Below are 19,376 nucleotides of genomic sequence, written 5' to 3'. Positions count from 1 at the left end.
CTGGTTTTTACGTTTAATCATCAGGGATGACTAAGAGTTATGCATCACCGAAACGACGACGTGCTGGCGCTGCGGCAGGTGCAGCAGCATCATCACGACGTGGTGCAGCTGAACGCTGACCATCACGGCTACCACGACGTTCACCACCACCATTACCAGCTGGAGCACGGTCGCTGCCGAATGAACGACGAGGAGGAGCACCTGCGCCATCACGACGTTCACCACCTGCAGCACGAGGACCGCCACGACGCTCACCACCGTTACCGCCGGCTGGACGCTCACGACGTTCGTGTGGCTGTGCATCACCCAACAGCTGCATGTTCAGCGGCTTGTTCAGGATACGGGTACGGGTGAAGTGAGATAACATTTCGCCCGGCATACCTTTTGGCAGCTCGATAGTTGAGTGAGAAGCAAACAGCTTGATGTTACCGATATAACGGCTGCTGATATCACCTTCGTTAGCGATAGCGCCAACGATATGACGAACTTCAACACCATCATCACGGCCCACTTCAATGCGGTACAGCTCCATCTCACCAACATCACGGCGTTCGCGACGTGCTGGACGCTCGCCACCATCACGGCTATCAGCGCGAGGCTCACGACGGCTGTCACCACGGTCACGGCCACGATCATTACCACGATCGCTCCCACGGTCATCACGAGAATTGAATTCACGTTGCGGACGACGAGGTGCTTCTGGTGGCAGAATCAGAGGACGTTCGCCCTGTGCCATTTTCAGCAGCGCAGCAGCCAGCGTTTCGAGATCAAACTCTTCTTCTGGTTGCAGTTTAGCCAGCAATGCACGGTACAGATCCAAATCACTGCTTTCCAGCTGTTGGCCAACTTTAGCAGCAAACTGCGCTAAGCGACGTTCGCCCAGCAGTTCGGCATTCGGCAACTGAACTTCTGGGATAGTCAGTTTCATGGTGCGTTCAATGTTCTGCAACAGGCGACGTTCGCGGTTCTCAACGAACAGCAACGCACGACCCGCACGGCCCGCACGACCGGTACGGCCGATACGGTGAACATAAGACTCTGAATCCATAGGGATATCATAGTTTACTACCAAGCTGATGCGCTCTACGTCCAAACCACGAGCCGCAACGTCAGTGGCGATCAGAATATCCAGACGGCCATCTTTCAGGCGATCCAGTGTCTGCTCACGTAAAGACTGGTTCATGTCGCCGTTCAGTGCGGCACTGCTATAACCGCTGCGTTCCAAGGCTTCTGCAACTTCCAGCGTCGCGTTTTTGGTACGCACGAAGATGATGGCTGCGTCGAAATCTTCAGATTCCAAGAAACGAACCAACGCTTCTTTTTTGTTATAACCGCCACCCACTCTCCAGAAACTCTGGCTGATGTCCGGGCGGGTAGTGACACTGGACTGAATGCGCACTTCCTGTGGATCTTTCATGAAGCGACGGGTAATACGGCGAATCGCTTCTGGCATAGTTGCAGAGAACAGCGCGGTCTGATGTTCAGCCGGGATCTGCGCCATGATAGTTTCAACGTCTTCGATAAAGCCCATGCGCAGCATTTCATCTGCTTCATCCAACACTAAACCGCTCAGGTTGGACAAGTTAAGGGTGCCGCGTTTCAGGTGGTCAAGCAGACGACCTGGGGTGCCAACAACAATTTGTGGACCTTGGCGCAAAGCGCGTAATTGAACGTCATAACGCTGGCCACCGTACAGGGCCACTACGTTGACGCCATTAATGTCTTTAGAGAAGCTAGAGAGTGCTTCGGCGACCTGAATAGCCAACTCACGGGTCGGTGCTAATACCAGAACCTGTGGGGCTTTCAGCTCAGCTTTAATATTGTGTAACAGCGGCAGACCAAACGCGGCTGTTTTGCCACTGCCTGTTTGTGCCATGCCGAGAACATCACGGCCGTTTAACAGGTGTGGGATACATTCTAACTGGATTGGCGATGGTTTTTCATAACCAAGGCTAGTTAGAGCGGAAAGAATAGGAGCGGACAGCCCCAGATCAGCAAAAGAGGTTTCAAGCTCAGTAGTCATGTACACGTGCCTCATTAATAATGGCAGCCAGTCTACATAACTCGTCGAGAAAATTTTCAGTCATTTTCATTGAAAAGTGTGAACCGGCTCAAATTAGATTATAAAACGAACAAAAAGGCCATCACCTGTTAGGGTGATTAACGTTGGTAAAAACCAAGGTATATCAGGCTGATAGTTGTTCGTCAGCTATTGCTGGTCCGATTCCGATAGGTCGTCTTGTTCTTGGCCCAAAAGCGCCAATTCCAACAATGCATAGCGGTGCTCAACAAAGTTATGAACGTTGTTAGCTACCGTCAGTTTGAACAGCGCCGAAGCGGTGTCCTTGTCCCCCAGACTTAGGTAATGTTTACCTAAATAGAAGTCAGTTTCACTGAGATGCTCAGCGAGCGAAGTGTTATCCATTGCATCTGCTTTGAGCCTTTCCATCAGCGTTTTTTCGCTGATCGTGCCCAAGTAGAATTCGACAATATTCCATCCCCATTGCCCTCTGTCCGATTTTTCATAGCGTTGTTGTAACGCTACTGCCGCTGTCTTGGGATCGATTTCTCTTTCCACCAGATACAGCCACAACGAACGGAAGGGATCATTTGGATCGTCTTGATAAAACGCCTGCAGATCATCCTGCGCCAACGGGAGTCGACCGCCATAATAAAGAGCGATACCCCGGTTTAAACGCGCGTAATTGTAAGTTGGATCAAGCTCTAGTACAGAATCAAACGCTTCATAGGCAGCATCAAAATTGCCTGCCTGCGTTAAATAAATGCCCAGATAGTTAAAAACTTCTGGCATATCAGGACGAATAGCTAACGCTTGCGAAAAATCATTTCGCGCTAGTGCCCGTAGCCCGAGGCTATCATACAGCACTCCGCGCTCATATAAAAGCTGTGCGCGCTCATCATCCGTAAGTGCCCGACTTGCAAGGATTTGTTCCATGCGTGCCAGAATCACTTCCTGCTGCAACGTCGGTTGCAACGGGATAGCCAACACCTCGTCTTTACGCCAATCATGGTTGCTGCATCCTGCCAGCATGAGTGCTGTCGCAACGTAACACCAGCGCAAGAAAGGCTTCATTTCCTACTCCCGAAGACAAACATTGGATAAATATCCTTTCATCCATTTGTTTAACACAAGGGCATCCGGCCCTTGAGATAACATAGCCCCTCACTCATAAGTCAGGGGCTATGGAATACTTTATTACTCTGCTGCTTCTGGTGCCGGAGCTTCTGCGTCAGGAGTAGTGGCTTCTTTGATGCTCAGGCGGATACGACCCTGGCGATCAACTTCCATTACTTTAACTGGCACTTCCTGGCCCATTTGCAGGTAATCTGTCACTTTCTCGACGCGCTTGTCAGCGATTTGAGAAATATGAACCAGACCTTCTTTACCGCCGCCGATTGCCACAAATGCACCGAAATCAACGATACGCGTCACTTTACCCGCATAGATACGGTTCACTTCGATTTCAGCGGTAATTTCTTCAATGCGACGAATAGCGTGTTTTGCTTTGTCGCCGTCGGTTGCTGCAATCTTAATGGTACCATCATCTTCGATTTCAATCGTGGTGCCTGTTTCATCAGTCAGCGCACGAATCACAGAACCACCTTTGCCGATCACATCCTTGATTTTCTCAGGATTGATTTTCATGGTGTAGATACGTGGAGCAAACTCAGAGATATCACCACGAGGTGTGCTGATAGCCTGTTCCATCACACCCAGAATGTGCAGACGCGCACCCTTGGCCTGATTCAGAGCCACCTGCATGATTTCGCGGGTGATACCTTCAATTTTAATGTCCATCTGCAGTGCGGTGATACCGTCACGGCTACCGGCTACTTTAAAGTCCATGTCGCCCAAGTGATCTTCGTCACCCAGAATGTCAGACAGGACCACAAAGTTTTCATTTTCTTTAACCAGACCCATCGCGATACCCGCAACAGCGGCTTTAATTGGCACGCCTGCATCCATCAGGGCCAGAGAAGCACCACAAACAGAAGCCATTGAGGAAGAACCGTTAGACTCGGTGATTTCAGAAACCACACGAACAGTATAAGGGAACTCGCTCGGGCTTGGCATGACTGCCAACACACCACGTTTCGCCAGACGGCCATGGCCAATCTCACGACGCTTAGGTGAGCCAACCATACCGGTTTCACCAACACAATATGGAGGGAAATTATAGTGTAGCAGGAATGAGTCAGTACGCTCACCCATCAGCTCATCAATATTTTGCGCATCACGTGCAGTACCCAGTGTGGCCGTAACCAGTGCCTGAGTTTCACCACGGGTGAACAATGCAGAACCATGAGTGCGTGGTAATACGCCAGTACGCACATCCAGACCACGGATCATATCTTTTTCGCGGCCATCGATACGCGGTTCGCCACGCAATACTCGGCTACGAACGACATTTTTCTCAACATCGCCCAGAATGTCCTGAATTTCAGAAGCATTCAAAGATTCGTCTTGTGCCAGCAATGCTTCAGTCACATCAGCTTTGATCGCATCAACTTGAGTATAGCGCTCTTGTTTCTCAGTAATGCGGTATGCATCACCCAGACGAGCTTCAGCCAGCTCAGCAACACGCGCGTGCAGCGCTTCGTTAACTGGCTCAGCATGCCAATCCCACTTAGGTTTACCGGCTTCGGCAACCAGAGCGTTGATATTTTCAATCACAACTTGTTGTTGTTCATGGCCGAAGACAACCGCGCCCAACATTTGATCTTCAGACAGAATATCTGCTTCAGATTCAACCATCAATACTGCGCCCGCAGTACCAGCAACAACCAAGTCCAGACGGCTCTCTTTCAGTTCGTCGGTCGTTGGGTTCAGCACATACTGGTCGTTGATGAAACCAACGCGAGCAGCACCGATTGGGCCGTTGAATGGAATACCTGACAGGCTCAATGCAGCTGAAGCACCAATCAGTGCCACGATGTCTGGGTTAACTTGTGGGTTAACAGAAACAACAGTCGCGATCACCTGAACTTCGTTCAGGAAGCTGTCTGGGAACAGTGGACGAATTGGACGGTCAATCAGACGTGAAGTCAGTGTTTCGCCTTCACTTGGGCGGCCTTCACGACGGAAGAAGCTGCCTGGGATACGGCCAGCAGCGTAAGTACGCTCCTGATAGTTAACCGTCAGCGGGAAGAAGCTCTGGCCTGGTTTAGCTTTCTTTTGGCCAACAACAGTCACGAATACTGCGGTGTCGTCCATGCTTACCATAACAGCAGCAGTTGCCTGACGAGCCATCATGCCCGTTTCGATGGTGACGGTATGTTGGCCGTACTGGAATTTACGAATAATCGGAGTCAGCAAAATAGTATCCTTATACTATGCGGTGCCGGATCGTATTGACGATCTCATCCACCTGTCACTATTACCTTCACACTGCATCCTCGCGACTAATGACAATCCTTAACCCTCATTGAGTTAAAGTCTCTCATTAGCCGCGCGAACCTCTGCACCGGAAGATCCTATTTTTAAATCTTATATAATAATAACAATATACTAACGTATTTTATCATTGCTTCTTAGAAAAAAGGGGCCTATTGGCCCCTTTTTCCCGAAACTCGCAGACTTAGCGACGCAGACCCAGACGCTCGATCAGGGAAGCATAACGTGCTACATCTTCACGCTTCAGGTAGTCCAGCAGCTTACGACGCGTGGATACCATACGCAGCAGACCACGACGGCTATGGTGATCTTTTTTGTGCTCGGAGAAGTGACCTTGCAAATGGTTAATTTGAGCAGTCAACAGAGCAACCTGAACTTCGCTTGAACCGGTGTCATTTTCACCGCGACCGAAGTCAGCAACAATTTTAGCTTTCGCTTCAACACTTAGAGACATGATACAACTCCAAATATATAGATAAATTAAGACAGGCGCCGATCTCTAATTCAGCAACCCAATATGTAAGCCGCACTATTCTACTCTTTGAGCCACGGGATCGCAAGAAAGGCCGCTAGACCCTACTCGGTGTATTCCACAACCAAACGTTTCGGTGCAACTCGACCATCTTCTGCGATAGTGCCAATACCAATAAAATTGCGCTCTTCGCCTTCAGTGATACGGACCATTCCTTCATCAGGAGCGCCAGATACATGCACCGGTTGCCCCTGTTTAACATAGGCAGCTACTGCGGGTAACAGATTGACTTCAGGGAAGTTTAATACTGCACTGTCCATCGGGAGCAGCAGAATATCCAGTTCTGGATTTGGTGAACGCTCCTCTGCCTGAGCCGTTTCAACCATGGCTTTTAGCTGTTCTAAAGTCACCATGCGGTCACTCGGGTAAGTGGCCACTTGCAACCGACGCAGATAACTGACATGTGCGCCGCAACCTAACAACTCACCCAAATCATCAATGATGGTGCGAATATAAGTGCCTTTGGAACAGTGAATTTCCAGCTCAAGATCGTTGCCTTCCCAGCGGATAAAGAGCAATTCGTACACTGTAATACTGCGGGCTTCACGCTCTACTTCAATCCCCTGACGGGCATATTCATACAACGGTTTACCTTGGTGCTTGAGCGCAGAATACATAGATGGAATTTGCTGACTATCGCCACGGAAACTCTCCAGAGCAGCATCCATCTGAGCCTGAGTCACGTTGACCTCTCGCTCGCTGATTAACGCACCTTCGGCATCCGAAGTATCAGTACGTTGCCCTAAACGAGCGACTACGCGGTAGCGTTTATCTGAATCCAGCAAAAATTGGGAAAATTTGGTCGCTTCGCCCAGACAGATAGGCAGCATACCGGTTGCCAGTGGATCAAGCGCACCTGTATGCCCTGCGCGGTTCGCGCTAAAGAGGCGTTTTACTTTCTGTAAAACGTCATTAGAGGAGAGGCCCAGCGGCTTATCCAATAACAGAACGCCGTTAATGTCACGGCCGCGACGACGTGGACGACCCATTACTTCTCCTCGTCGCTACCTGGATTAACCTGACGTTCTACATCATTTTTGATAACGTTCGTCACCAAGTTAGACATCCGCATCCCTTCAATCAGAGAGTTGTCATAAGCGAAGGTCAGTTCTGGCACGATACGCAGACGCATCGCTTTACCCAGCAAAGTGCGGATATAACCGGAGGCATCTTGCAGTGCTTTAATGCCATTTTTTACCGTATCCGGATCTGCGTTATCGGTTAATACGTTCAAAAAGGTCACAAAAACTTTAGCGTAAGCCAAATCACGCGACAGCTCGATACCTGATACGGTAGCCATGCCAACACGCGGGTCTTTGATTTCACGCTGTAAGATGAGTGCGATCTCTTTTTGCATTTCCTGCGAAACACGCTGAGAACGGCTGAATTCTTTTGCCATTTGGATTCTCCAGACAAGTTGGGGGGCCAAGGCCCCCCAAATGGATATAAGCAGATCTGAGGCGATTAATCGATAGTACGTTTGATTTCGATAATTTCGAAGACTTCGATTACATCACCAGTACGGACGTCGTTGTAGTTCTTAACGCCGATACCACATTCCATGCCATTACGCACTTCGTTAACGTCATCTTTGAAGCGGCGCAGAGATTCCAGCTCGCCTTCATAGATAACTACGTTGTCACGCAGAACACGGATTGGATTATTACGCTTAATCACACCTTCAGTAACCATACAGCCTGCAATAGCACCGAATTTCGGTGATTTAAACACATCACGTACTTCAGCCAAGCCAATGATTTGCTGTTTGTACTCAGGTGCCAGCATACCGCTCATCGCCTGTTTAACTTCATCAATCAGGCTATAAATGACTGAGTAGTAACGCAGATCCAGACCTTCGGTTTCTACCACACGGCGCGCTGAAGCATCAGCACGAACGTTAAAGCCAAGGATAATCGCGCCAGAAGCAGCAGCCAGTGTTGCATCAGTTTCTGTGATACCACCCACGCCTGAACCGACAATGCGGACTTTCACTTCATCGGTAGACAGTTTTTCCAGTGAGTCGCAGATAGCCTCACAAGAGCCCTGAACGTCAGACTTGATTACGATGTTCAGTTCAGAAACTTCGCCTTCGGTCATGTTAGCAAACATGTTTTCCAGCTTGGATTTCTGTTGACGAGCCAGCTTAACTTCACGGAATTTGCCCTGACGATACAGTGCAACTTCACGGGCTTTTTTCTCGTCACGAACAACAGTCACTTCATCACCCGCAGCAGGAACACTGGACAGGCCCAGAATCTCAACGGGGATAGATGGACCCGCAGACGTGATATCACGGCCTAACTCATCACGCATCGCACGTACACGGCCATACTCGAAGCCACACAGTACGATATCGCCTTTGTTCAATGTACCTTGTTGAACCAGCACGGTAGCAACAGGGCCACGGCCTTTATCCAAGAAGGATTCGATAACAACACCGTTTGCCATGCCAGTACGAACCGCTTTCAGCTCCAGAACTTCAGCTTGCAACAGGATCGCGTTCAGCAACTCATCAATACCGATACCGGCTTTCGCAGATACGTTGATGAACTGAGAGTCACCGCCCCACTCTTCTGGCTGGATACCGTACTGAGACAGTTCGGTTTTAACGCGGTCTGGATCAGCTTCTGGTTTATCGATCTTGTTCACTGCAACCACAACCGGCACTTTCGCCGCTTTGGCATGCTGAATAGCTTCGATAGTTTGTGGCATCACGCCATCGTCAGCTGCAACAACCAGTACCACGATGTCCGTTGCCTGGGCACCACGGGCACGCATTGAAGTAAACGCGGCGTGTCCTGGGGTATCCAGGAAGGTGATCATGCCGTTTTCAGTTTCAACGTGATAAGCACCGATGTGCTGAGTAATACCGCCAGCTTCACCTGACGCCACTTTCGTGGAGCGGATGTAGTCCAGCAGAGAGGTTTTACCGTGGTCAACGTGGCCCATGATGGTTACGACGGGTGCGCGGTGCTCGGCAGTAGCTTCAATGCCAGTATCACGGTCACTCATCAGTGCTTCTTCCAGCTCGTTTTCACGACGCAGGATGACTTTGTGGCCCATTTCTTCAGCAACCATCTGTGCTGTTTCTTGGTCGATAACCTGATTAATGGTTGCCATTGCGCCCAGTTTCATCATCGCTTTGATGACCTGAGAGCCTTTTACAGCCATTTTATTCGCCAATTCAGCGACAGTTACAGTCTCGCCAATGACTACATCGCGGTTAACCGCAACAACAGGCTTGTTGAAGCTCTGCTGCAATGTGCTTGGTTTACGTTTGCCTTTACGGCCAACAGCACGAGCTTCTTCGCGGTCTGCTTTAGACTCTGAGAGTTTATTGCCTTTTTTCTGCTTGGTTGCCTTTCCACCACGAGTACGGCTACGGCGATCACCTTCAACTTTGGCGTCGTTTTCATCTTCTGCGGCGCGTGCATGTTGTGAGGTGGTGACATGGTAGTCAGCAGATTCGGTTTGTTCTGCCACAGGTTCTGGCCATTTACCTTCGTTTTCGGCTGCCATCTTACGGGCTTCCTCAGCAACGCGTTTAGCGTCTTCCTCGACCTTACGGCGTGTCTCTTCTTCTACTGAGCGTTTCAGCTCGGCAGCTTCAGCTTCACGGCGTGCTTTATCAGTCTGAGCTGGCTTGGTTTTTTCGTCGGTTTGTTGATTCGTCACTTTTTCTTTTTCCGCTGCTTGGCGTTTAGCTTTTTCAGCGGCCTCACGTTTGGCTTGTTCTTCGGCCGCACGTTTAGCTTTTTCTTCAGCGATTTTCTGCGCTGCTGCTTCCGCTTCACGTTGTGCCTGCTCTTCCGCTTCACGCTGTGCCTGCTCTTCCGCTTTCGCTTGTTCAGCTTCCGGCGTATTTACATAAGTGCGTTTCTTGCGGACCTCGATTTGCACCGATTTACTTTTTCCGCCGGTGCTCGGAATATTCAAGGTGCTACGCGTTTTGCGTTGCAACGTGAGTTTATTAGGCGCACTGCCGTGTTCACGGTTTAAGTGCGCCAGCAATGTTTCTTTTTCTTGCTGGGTAACTGAGTCTACTTCAGATTTGTTGATCCCTGCATCAGCAAATTGCTGTACCAGGCGATCAACTGGTGTCTGAATCTCAGCGGCCAGTGATTTTACGGTTACATCTGTCATGCTGTTCCTTCCTGCTACAGTTTATTACGCGTTATCGCCAAACCAACAGATATTACGTGCGGCCATAATCAGCTCGCCGGCTTGCTCATCGCTAAGCCCTTCAATATCTGCTAGATCGTCGATACCCTGCTCGGCAAGATCTTCCAGCGTACACACACCGCGCGCAGCCAATTTGAATGCCATGCTACGTTCCAGACCCGCCAAGTTCAGCAGATCATCAGCGGGTTTTTGGTCGCCAAGACTTTCTTCTTGTGCCAGGGCCAGCGTGGTCAATGCAGCTTTGGCGCGATCACGCAGCGCTTCAACCGTATCTTCGTCAAGACCATCGATTTCCAGAAGTTCTTTCATTGGCACGTAAGCCAACTCTTCCAGAGAAGAGAAACCTTCCTCTACCAACACAGTGGCAAAGTCCTCATCGATATCAAGATATTTGGTGAAGGTATCAATAGCGGCATGAGCCTCGGCCTGATGTTTCGCCTGAAGATCGTCCGCCGTCATTACGTTCAGTTCCCAGCCACTCAATTGTGCTGCTAAACGTACGTTCTGGCCGTTACGGCCAATTGCCTGTGCCAGGTTACTGGCTTCAACGGCAACATCCATCGTGTGTCTGTCTTCATCAACAACAATAGACGCAACATCAGCTGGCGCCATGGCGTTAATAACAAACTGGGCTGGATTATCATCCCACAATACAATATCAATGCGCTCGCCGCCAAGTTCGCTAGAAACAGCCTGAACACGGGCACCACGCATCCCGACGCAAGCACCGACAGGGTCGATACGTTTGTCGTTGGTTTTGACCGCAATTTTAGCACGCGAACCCGGATCACGGGCAGCCGCTTTAATTTCGATCAATTCTTCGCCGATTTCCGGCACTTCAATACGGAACAGTTCGATCAGCATTTCAGGACGTGAACGGCTGACAAATAACTGAGCACCGCGAGCTTCTGGACGTACATCATACAGAACGCCACGGATACGGTCACCTGGACGGAAGTTTTCACGCGGCAGCATGTCTTCACGGCCAATAACGGCTTCAGCGTTGTTACCCAGATCCAGCGCAATACTGTCACGGTTAACTTTTTTCACTATACCCGTGACAATCTCGCCCAAGTACTGACGGAACTGCTCAACAACCATGGCCCGTTCAGCTTCACGTACTTTTTGTACGATAACTTGTTTGGCGGTTTGAGTGGTAATGCGGTCAAAAGTCACAGATTCAATCTGGTCTTCGACATAATCGCCCAACTGGAGCGATGGGTCTTCGTACTGAGCCGCTTCTAACGTAATTTCACGTGTTGGCATCGTGACTTCGTTAACAGCGACCCAACGACGGAAAGTGTCGAAATCACCGGTTTTACGGTCAATGCTGACGCGAACTTCAATTTCTTGTTCGTATTTTTTCTTGGTCGCTGTCGCTAGAGCGGTTTCCAACGCCTCAAAAATCTTCTCGCGCGGAAGGGATTTCTCATTGGAAACTGCTTCTACAACAGCCAGAATCTCTTTGTTCATCCTAGTTGCCTCATCCAAACTTTAAAAGTGGGGTACCAGATTCGCTTTCTGGATGTTGCTCAGCGCGAACACTTCATCTTTTCCATCCACAGTAACCGTGATCATTTCACCATCAACGGCTTTGATAATGCCCTGCCATTTACGGCGGTTCTGCATTGCCATACGCAAAACCAGAGTGACTTCTTCACCGAGGTAACGAGTATAGTGTTCAGCAGTGAACATGGGGCGATCAAGGCCCGGAGAGGAAACTTCTAAGTTGTAAGCTACTGTAATGGGATCTTCTACGTCCAAGACAGCGCTGACCTGGTGGCTGACATCAGCACAAGCATCAACAGTGATTCCGTCGTCACTATCAATATAGATTCGTAGCGTCGATTGGCGCCCCCGGATGAACTCGATGCCGACTAATTCGTAGCCTAAGGCCTCAACCGGTGCTGAAATTATCTCTGTTAACTTTTGTTCTAATGTGGACAAGCCCACCCCCAAGACATAAAAAAAGGGCCTAATAGCCCAGTGATTTTGCTGTCAAATAACAAAAAACCCCGAAATTCGGGGCTTTATGCAACTGGACCCTGTTTGCCGCAAAGCGGCTTCGGTGCAACTTTCTGACAAGTATTTTTTTCAAATTGAAATCGAAAGTATCTGAGGTCTACCGAATACAACATTTGAAAAAAAACACTTTAGGAAAGTGGTTGCGGGGGCCGGATTTGAACCGACGACCTTCGGGTTATGAGCCCGACGAGCTACCAGGCTGCTCCACCCCGCGTCCGAAAACGTGGCAAATATTACGTTGATCAAGACTAAAAAGCAAGTTATCTGACTTATTTGGTACCGAGGACGGGACTTGAACCCGTAAGCCCAATCGGGCACTACCACCTCAAGGTAGCGTGTCTACCAATTCCACCACCCCGGCACTGATTTAAATGGTTGTTTTTACAATTTAAGTCGTTGCAACCATCTTAAAACTTTCTTTTTGTCTTTTACTACTGACTGCTTTTAAAAAACTATTTCGGGATATCGCTACTCGGCGTGATTGGTGCTGCCGGAGCTGTAGTCTGCTCAGTTTTTGCTGGCTGACCCAGGTTTTCCCACTCGCTGCCTTTTTGGCCCTGGTTGGTGCTCATATTGCCCAAAATCAAGCTAATGACGAAGAATAACGCCGCCAATACAGCCGTCATACGGGTCATAAAGTTACCGGAACCATTCGAACCGAACAGAGTTGCAGATGCACCCGCTCCGAATGAGGCTCCCATATCCGCGCCTTTACCTTGCTGCAACATGATCAGAGCGACTAGCCCAATCGAAATCAGCAAGAAAAATACCAGAAGAGCTTCGTACATAGTTGTACCTGTATCCTTGCGGGTTCACCGCATGCTAAATGCTTCTCACCCATCAGCGGGGGACTTATTCACCCACTTAAGCGGGTGTGAATACTAACCAAAGCGTCTAGTACACGCAAGGGCAATTTCATTACACCGTTCTATTTGCAGAAAAAAGCGTCAAGTTATTCAACCTCGACCTATTTTTCAGGGGGAAGAATAACCCCTCCCCCAAAAAATTGATTAACCTGCCGCTTTCACAGCATCAGCAATTCGGTTAGCCATTTCGGCAATCAGTGACTCTTCGGCATCGCCTTCAACCATAACTCGGATTAATGGCTCGGTCCCTGATTTGCGCAGTAACACTCGGCCACGATCACCCAGTTCTTTTTCAACTTGGCGAGTAACTTCTTCAACGCTATCTGATTTTAGTGGGTTATGCTCACCAGAGAAACGCACATTCACCAAGATTTGTGGCAATAACTTCATGCCGCTGCACAAATCATGCAGGCTCATATGGTTGCGTACCATCGCGGTAAGCACTTGCAAACCAGCAACAATACCGTCGCCAGTAGTCGTTTTATCCAACAGGATCACATGACCTGAGTTTTCAGCGCCAATGCGCCAGCCTTTTTCCTGCATCGCTTCAAGTACATAGCGGTCGCCCACTTTGGCACGAACAAATGGAATGCCTAGCTCTTTCAGCGCCAGTTGCAGGCCCATATTGCTCATCAGTGTGCCAACTGCACCACCTTTAAGCTGCCCTTGGCGTAAACCTTCACGGGCAATAATATAGAGAATTTGGTCGCCATCGACTTTGTTACCTAAGTGATCGACCATCATCAGCCGATCACCATCACCGTCAAATGCCAGACCAACATGCGCGCTTTCGGCAAGAACACGCTGTTGTAGCAAGCGGACATCAGTGGCACCACACTCTTCATTGATGTTCATGCCATCCGGCTCACAACCAATAGTGATCACTGTCGCACCGAGTTCACGTAGTACACTTGGTGCGATGTGATAAGTTGCCCCATTAGCGCAATCGACCACGATCTTCAACTCATTCAAACTGAGTTCGCTTGGGAATGTTCCCTTACAGAATTCGATGTAACGGCCAGCGGCATCAACGATACGGTTTGCTTTACCTAATTCAGCGGATTCTACGCAGGTTAATGGTTTCTCCATTTCTGCTTCAATCGCCTCTTCAACATCATCAGGCAGCTTAGTGCCATCAATTGAAAAGAATTTGATGCCGTTGTCATAGAAAGGGTTATGGGAAGCTGAAATGACGATCCCCGCTTCAGCACGGAAGGTTCGGGTTAGATAAGCAACCGCAGGCGTTGGCATCGGGCCGGTGAATGATGCTGATAACCCGGCTGCTGCCAAGCCAGCCTCAAGCGCTGACTCCAGCATATAGCCTGAAATACGCGTATCTTTACCGATAATAATCTTACGAGAACCATGTCGAGCCAGAACCTTGCCGGCAGCCCAGCCAAGCTTTAATACAAAATCAGGCGTAATTGGACTCTCACCCACTTTGCCGCGAATGCCATCTGTGCCAAAGTATTTACGGTCGCTCATAATATATCTCTATCCCTTCGCTGAAAGTGTTGCCTCGACGATACGCATCGCCTCGACGGTTTCTTTGACATCATGCACTCTGACAATTTGCGCGCCCTGCATTGCTGCAATGACAGCGCAAGCGACACTCCCGATAACCCGCTGTTGTGGCGGAACATTGAGTAGTTGGCCCACCATCGATTTTCGCGACATTCCCACCAACAATGGCAATTCAAAATGATGAAGTTCTGCTAAACGTGCCAAGAGTTGGTAATTATGCGCCAGATTTTTACCGAAACCGAAGCCTGGGTCGAGTAACAATTTGTTTTTTGCGATACCGGCCGCAACACAACGTTCAATATGGTGCTCAAAGAACTGATTTATATCGGCCAGTAAGTCGTCGTAATAGGGTGATTGTTGCATACTTTGCGGTTGCCCTTGCATATGCATTAGGCATATCGGTAACCCACTCTGGGCCGCCGCTTCAAGTGCACCGGGTTCTTGTAATGAACGAATATCATTGATCAAGTGAGCACCAGCACGAGCTGATTCTGTTATTACCGCAGCTTTCGATGTATCGACAGATAGCCAAACATCAAAGCGGTTCGCCAGTGCTTCGACTACAGGCACAACTCGCTCAAGCTCTTCTTGCTCACTGACTTCCACAGCACCAGGGCGCGTGGACTCACCACCAATATCAATCAGCGTAGCACCTGCTGATAACATCAGTTGAGCATGTTGTAATGCTTTATCGAGATTGTTGTGATATCCGCCATCCGAAAACGAATCTGGAGTGACATTCAAGATACCCATAACTTGTGGGTGAGAGAGATCCAAAACTCGATCTCTGGCAGTTAAATGCATGCGTTCACGCCTTAAAAGTGGCAATTCACTTTGGTGGTATATCGATAAAATAAAGAATAACCGATAGAAAAAGAAAAACCCCGGGCAAGCCCGAGGTTTATATTAATCACAACGCTTTTAGATGCCAACTGTTGACTTATTTATCGCCCAACTGCTCTGGCATACTATTTGTATTGCCTGACGTCGTATTGCCCGACGTTGGCGTACGAGGTTCTTCAACCGCCGTAGGTGCCTTTGGCGTAGTGTCGTTGTCAGATGATTTAGTTTTGGCTGCATCGTCCCAACCCGCTGGCGGGCGAACGTCTTTGCGATTCATCAAGTCATCAATCTGTGGTGCATCAATCGTTTCATACTTCATCAGCGCATCTTTCATGGAATGCAGAACATCCATGTTTTCTAACAGCAGCTTACGTGCGCGCTGGTAGTTACGCTCGATGAGCAATTTAACTTCCTGATCGATAATACGCGCTGTTTCATCGGACATATGCTTGGCTTTTGCCACAGAACGGCCAAGGAATATTTCGCCCTCTTCTTCAGCATACAGCAATGGCCCCAGCTTCTCGGAGAAGCCCCACTGTGTCACCATGTTACGCGCGATAGACGTCGCAACCTTGATATCATTCGATGCACCGGTAGATACTTTTTCCGGGCCATAAATGATCTCTTCAGCAAGTCGGCCACCATACAAGGTAGAAATCTGGCTTTCCAATTTCTGACGGCTAGCACTAATCGCATCACCTTCTGGTAAGAAGAAGGTCACACCCAGCGCACGACCACGCGGAATAATGGTCACTTTATGCACTGGGTCATGTTCAGGAACCAGACGACCAATGATCGCGTGTCCTGCTTCATGGTATGCCGTAGATTCTTTCTGTGCTTCTGTCATTACCATGGAGCGACGTTCCGCACCCATCATAATTTTGTCTTTCGCTTTCTCAAACTCAACCATTGAAACAACGCGCTTGTTCCCTCGAGCGGCAAACAATGCAGCTTCGTTGACCAAGTTCGCCAGATCAGCACCAGAGAAACCAGGTGTACCACGAGCGATAACGGAAGCATCAATATCGGTATCTAATGGCACTCGGCGCATGTGGACTTTCAGAATCTGTTCACGACCACGGACATCCGGTAAACCAACCACAACCTGACGGTCGAAACGGCCTGGACGCAGCAAAGCTGGGTCAAGAACGTCTGGACGGTTAGTTGCCGCGATGACGATGATGCCCTCGTTACCTTCAAAGCCATCCATCTCAACCAGCATTTGGTTCAGGGTTTGTTCACGTTCGTCATGACCACCACCCAGACCCGCACCACGTTGACGGCCTACCGCATCGATTTCATCGATAAAGATGATACAAGGCGCGGCTTTCTTAGCCTGCTCAAACATGTCACGGACACGGGATGCGCCCACACCAACAAACATCTCTACAAAGTCAGAACCGGAAATGGTGAAGAATGGCACTTTAGCTTCGCCCGCAATAGCTTTCGCCAGCAAGGTTTTACCTGTCCCTGGAGGACCGACCATCAACACGCCTTTCGGAATCTTACCGCCCAATTTCTGGAAACGGCTTGGTTCACGCAGATATTCAACCAGTTCACTGACTTCTTCTTTTGCTTCGTCACAACCAGCCACGTCAGCAAAAGACGTTTTTATCTGATCTTCGGTCAGCATTCGGGCTTTGCTCTTGCCAAAGGACATTGCCCCTTTGCCACCGCCGCCCTGCATTTGACGCATAAAGAAGATCCAGACCCCAATCAACAACAGCATTGGGAACCAAGAAATAAAGATAGAGGCCAGCAAGCTCGGCTCTTCCGGTGGCTCACCAACAACTTTCACATTTTTAGTCAATAAGGTATCTAACAGCTTTGGATCGTTGACTGGAATGAAAGTCGTATATTTGCTGTTATCTTTTTTACTGACGTTGATTTCTCGTCCGTTGATACGTGCTTCACGAACCTGCTCTTGGGTTACGTCGGACATGAAAGTAGAGTAATCCACTTTACGGCCATTCGATTCGCTGGGTCCAAAGCTCTGGAATACAGACATCAGTACGACTGCAATAACTAACCAGAGAATTAGGTTTTTCGCCATGTCACTCAAGGGATTAACCTCATATTACAACTGTGTTAACAAACAGCGTTAGGGTACTACAGTTTCCGCCCTGTCGCTACAATGTACACTTCACGCGATCGCGCACGAGAAGCGTCTGGCTTACGAATCTTAACTTTCGTAAATAGGGAGCGAATTTCCCGTAGGTATTCATCAAAGCCATCTCCCTGGAACACCTTCACCAGGAAACTTCCACCTGGTGCAAGTACATCACGACACATTTCTAAAGCTAATTCAACCAGATACATTGATTTAGGTATATCGACTGCCGGAGTACCACTCATATTCGGGGCCATATCACACATGACCACCTGAACTTTTTTATCCCCAACACGCTCAAGTAAAGCTTTCAGGACCAGTTCATCACGAAAGTCGCCCTGAAGGAAATCGACACCAACGATAGGATCCATTGGTAGAAGATCACATGCGATGACCCGCCCTTTAGCACCAATCTGAGTTACAGCATATTGGGACCAACCACCGGGTGCAGCGCCTAAATCGACAACTGTCATACCGGGCTTAAAAAGTTTATCGTTCTGTTGTATTTCATCAAGTTTAAACCAGGCGCGGGAGCGTAGCCCCTTTTTCTGTGCCTGAATGACGTATTTATCGCTAAAGTGTTCTTGCAACCAGCGACTGGAGCTACCCGAACGCTTTTTATTAGACATCTATTTTTCCAACTATCTTAATTAAGAGCCCGCGCATCTATTGCTTAGCTCGCGTAAACTCCCCATCGACGTAGACCGATTTGGTGATACACATGAGATGGCGGTAGAATGAACCGTTTTCAATCCCAACTTAAGCAAAAAAGACGATGAATCTGAATAACAAACAAAAACAGCACCTGAAAAGCTTGGCCCATCCGTTAAAACCAGTAGTGATGCTGGGCAATAACGGATTAACCGAAGGTGTGCTGGCTGAAATCGAACAAACGCTGGAACATCATGAACTTATTAAGGTGAAGATCACTGCTGAAGAGCGTGAAACCAAAGCCCTAATTGCTGATGCCATCGTGCGTGAAACCGGTGCCGTTAACGTCCAAATCATCGGTAATATTTTAGTGCTTTATCGCCCAGCGAAAGAGCGCAAAATTATTTTACCGCGTTAATGACGCTTGTTTTAGAGAAAAGGTGCCATGCACTTTGTTCTGATAAAAGGCCGCATGCGGCCTTTTACTTTTCTTTACAACTTCATTTTTGAGAAATAATGCGTAATGTCTGCTCAGATGAACAAGTATTACACATAATCCACGCTAAGAATTTCATATTCCACTTCGCCGCCTGGAGTTCGAATAACAACGACGTCATCGACTTCTTTACCAATCAGGCCACGAGCGATAGGTGAATTAACTGAAATAAGATTTTGTTTAAAATCAGCTTCGTCATCACCCACAATCCGGTATTGCTGCTCTTCTTCGATATCCACATTGAGTACACGTACAGTGGCACCAAAAATAACACGGCCATTATTTGGCATTTTGGTGATATCAATCACCTGCGCATTAGAGAGCTTTGCTTCAATTTCTTGAATACGACCTTCACAGAACCCTTGTTGTTCGCGGGCTGCGTGATATTCCGCATTTTCTTTCAAGTCGCCATGCTCACGGGCAGTAGCAATATCAGAAATAATTTTAGGGCGACGAACGCCTTTTAAAAAATCCAGTTCTTCGCGCAGTTTATCTGCGCCACGTACCGTCATCGGAATCTGTTTCATCTTTTAAATACCTCTAAATCTATCCTGTTCAAAAACCGTCATCCTAACGTCATCGAATGAAAATACGGTTAGCTTGATATCCTACCCGCCTCTAGGTGACAAACAAAAACAATCACCCCTGAAGCAAAAAAACCAGGTTAGGATCAATTTTGCATTTTGATATGCATTTTAACGTAGAGTTCCTTTAGGGTCATCGTTTACTTT

The 19,376-nt window shown here is 48.6% G+C and carries 17 protein-coding genes and 2 tRNA genes; 1 reads left to right on the top strand and 18 read right to left on the bottom strand.

Translation table 11 applies throughout. The features are described from left to right. Positions 1–37 precede the first annotated feature (37 nt). From HRD69_RS08080 to rlmE, 17 genes are all read right to left on the bottom strand, one after another. Positions 38–2,023, bottom strand: coding sequence for a DEAD/DEAH family ATP-dependent RNA helicase (locus HRD69_RS08080; RefSeq protein ID WP_032814612.1), 1,986 nt, complete (start codon positions 2,021–2,023; stop codon positions 38–40). Further along, positions 2,013–2,087 carry a protein YrbN gene (yrbN, locus tag HRD69_RS20830; protein ID WP_223499600.1) on the bottom strand — a complete coding sequence of 25 codons (75 nt, stop codon included), beginning with the start codon at positions 2,085–2,087 and terminating at the stop codon, positions 2,013–2,015. Before yrbN ends, HRD69_RS08080 begins: the two co-directional genes overlap by 11 nt. Before the next feature lie 122 nt (positions 2,088–2,209). Beyond that, complete coding sequence (nlpI, locus tag HRD69_RS08070; RefSeq protein WP_032814615.1) at positions 2,210–3,094, bottom strand: lipoprotein NlpI; 885 nt, start codon at positions 3,092–3,094, stop codon at positions 2,210–2,212. Between the two features lie 123 nt (positions 3,095–3,217). After that, the gene (gene pnp / locus HRD69_RS08065) at positions 3,218–5,338 is read right to left on the bottom strand and encodes a polyribonucleotide nucleotidyltransferase (RefSeq protein ID WP_004875408.1); all 2,121 of its coding nucleotides are present in this window, start codon (positions 5,336–5,338) and stop codon (positions 3,218–3,220) included. A gap of 262 nt (positions 5,339–5,600) precedes the next feature. Then, positions 5,601–5,870, bottom strand: a complete 270-nt coding sequence (gene rpsO, locus HRD69_RS08060; RefSeq protein WP_004875409.1) for a 30S ribosomal protein S15 — start codon at positions 5,868–5,870, stop codon at positions 5,601–5,603. 122 nt (positions 5,871–5,992) lie between these two features. Then, positions 5,993–6,937: a tRNA pseudouridine(55) synthase TruB gene (gene truB, locus HRD69_RS08055; protein ID WP_004875411.1), complete on the bottom strand. Its 945-nt coding sequence runs from the start codon at positions 6,935–6,937 to the stop codon at positions 5,993–5,995. Then, the gene (rbfA, locus tag HRD69_RS08050) at positions 6,937–7,347 is read right to left on the bottom strand and encodes a 30S ribosome-binding factor RbfA (RefSeq protein WP_005175393.1); all 411 of its coding nucleotides are present in this window, start codon (positions 7,345–7,347) and stop codon (positions 6,937–6,939) included. The genes truB and rbfA overlap by 1 nt, the downstream gene beginning before the upstream one ends. 65 nt (positions 7,348–7,412) lie before the next feature. Further along, positions 7,413–10,091, bottom strand: a complete 2,679-nt coding sequence (infB, locus tag HRD69_RS08045; protein ID WP_004875412.1) for a translation initiation factor IF-2 — start codon at positions 10,089–10,091, stop codon at positions 7,413–7,415. A 24-nt stretch (positions 10,092–10,115) separates the two neighbouring features. After that, on the bottom strand, positions 10,116–11,603 hold the full coding sequence (nusA, locus tag HRD69_RS08040; protein ID WP_004875413.1) for a transcription termination factor NusA: 1,488 nt from the start codon (positions 11,601–11,603) through the stop codon (positions 10,116–10,118). Between the two features lie 21 nt (positions 11,604–11,624). Then, entirely contained in the window at positions 11,625–12,077 is a 453-nt protein-coding gene (rimP, locus tag HRD69_RS08035) for a ribosome maturation factor RimP (RefSeq protein WP_002222054.1), read from the bottom strand. Between the two features lie 215 nt (positions 12,078–12,292). Beyond that, positions 12,293–12,369: transfer RNA gene (locus tag HRD69_RS08030), tRNA-Met, on the bottom strand. Positions 12,370–12,429: 60 nt separating this feature from the next. Then, a tRNA-Leu gene (locus HRD69_RS08025) sits at positions 12,430–12,516 on the bottom strand. A gap of 91 nt (positions 12,517–12,607) precedes the next feature. Further along, complete coding sequence (gene secG / locus HRD69_RS08020) at positions 12,608–12,943, bottom strand: preprotein translocase subunit SecG (RefSeq protein WP_032814619.1); 336 nt, start codon at positions 12,941–12,943, stop codon at positions 12,608–12,610. Between the two features lie 222 nt (positions 12,944–13,165). Then, positions 13,166–14,506: a phosphoglucosamine mutase gene (gene glmM / locus HRD69_RS08015; protein WP_004875416.1), complete on the bottom strand. Its 1,341-nt coding sequence runs from the start codon at positions 14,504–14,506 to the stop codon at positions 13,166–13,168. Positions 14,507–14,515: 9 nt separating this feature from the next. Beyond that, on the bottom strand, positions 14,516–15,349 hold the full coding sequence (gene folP, locus HRD69_RS08010; RefSeq protein ID WP_004875417.1) for a dihydropteroate synthase: 834 nt from the start codon (positions 15,347–15,349) through the stop codon (positions 14,516–14,518). A gap of 136 nt (positions 15,350–15,485) precedes the next feature. After that, on the bottom strand, positions 15,486–17,441 hold the full coding sequence (ftsH, locus tag HRD69_RS08005) for an ATP-dependent zinc metalloprotease FtsH (protein WP_004875418.1): 1,956 nt from the start codon (positions 17,439–17,441) through the stop codon (positions 15,486–15,488). A gap of 56 nt (positions 17,442–17,497) precedes the next feature. Then, positions 17,498–18,127, bottom strand: coding sequence for a 23S rRNA (uridine(2552)-2'-O)-methyltransferase RlmE (gene rlmE, locus HRD69_RS08000; RefSeq protein ID WP_004875419.1), 630 nt, complete (start codon positions 18,125–18,127; stop codon positions 17,498–17,500). A gap of 146 nt (positions 18,128–18,273) precedes the next feature. Between rlmE and yhbY the strand changes: the two genes are divergently transcribed. Next, a complete protein-coding gene (yhbY, locus tag HRD69_RS07995; RefSeq protein WP_004389225.1) occupies positions 18,274–18,567 on the top strand; it encodes a ribosome assembly RNA-binding protein YhbY in 294 nt (97 codons plus the stop codon). 128 nt (positions 18,568–18,695) lie between these two features. Here the strand turns inward: yhbY and greA are convergent, their stop codons facing one another. Further along, the gene (greA, locus tag HRD69_RS07990; RefSeq protein ID WP_004875420.1) at positions 18,696–19,172 is read right to left on the bottom strand and encodes a transcription elongation factor GreA; all 477 of its coding nucleotides are present in this window, start codon (positions 19,170–19,172) and stop codon (positions 18,696–18,698) included. Between the last annotated feature and the right edge of the window lie 204 nt (positions 19,173–19,376).

Origin of the sequence: Yersinia mollaretii ATCC 43969 (assembly GCF_013282725.1) — a bacterium.
GTDB classification, from domain to species: Bacteria; Pseudomonadota; Gammaproteobacteria; order Enterobacterales; family Enterobacteriaceae; genus Yersinia; species Yersinia mollaretii.
The sequence above is the reverse complement of the archived record's forward strand: the minus strand, read 5'-3'. Positions and strand labels throughout refer to the sequence as shown.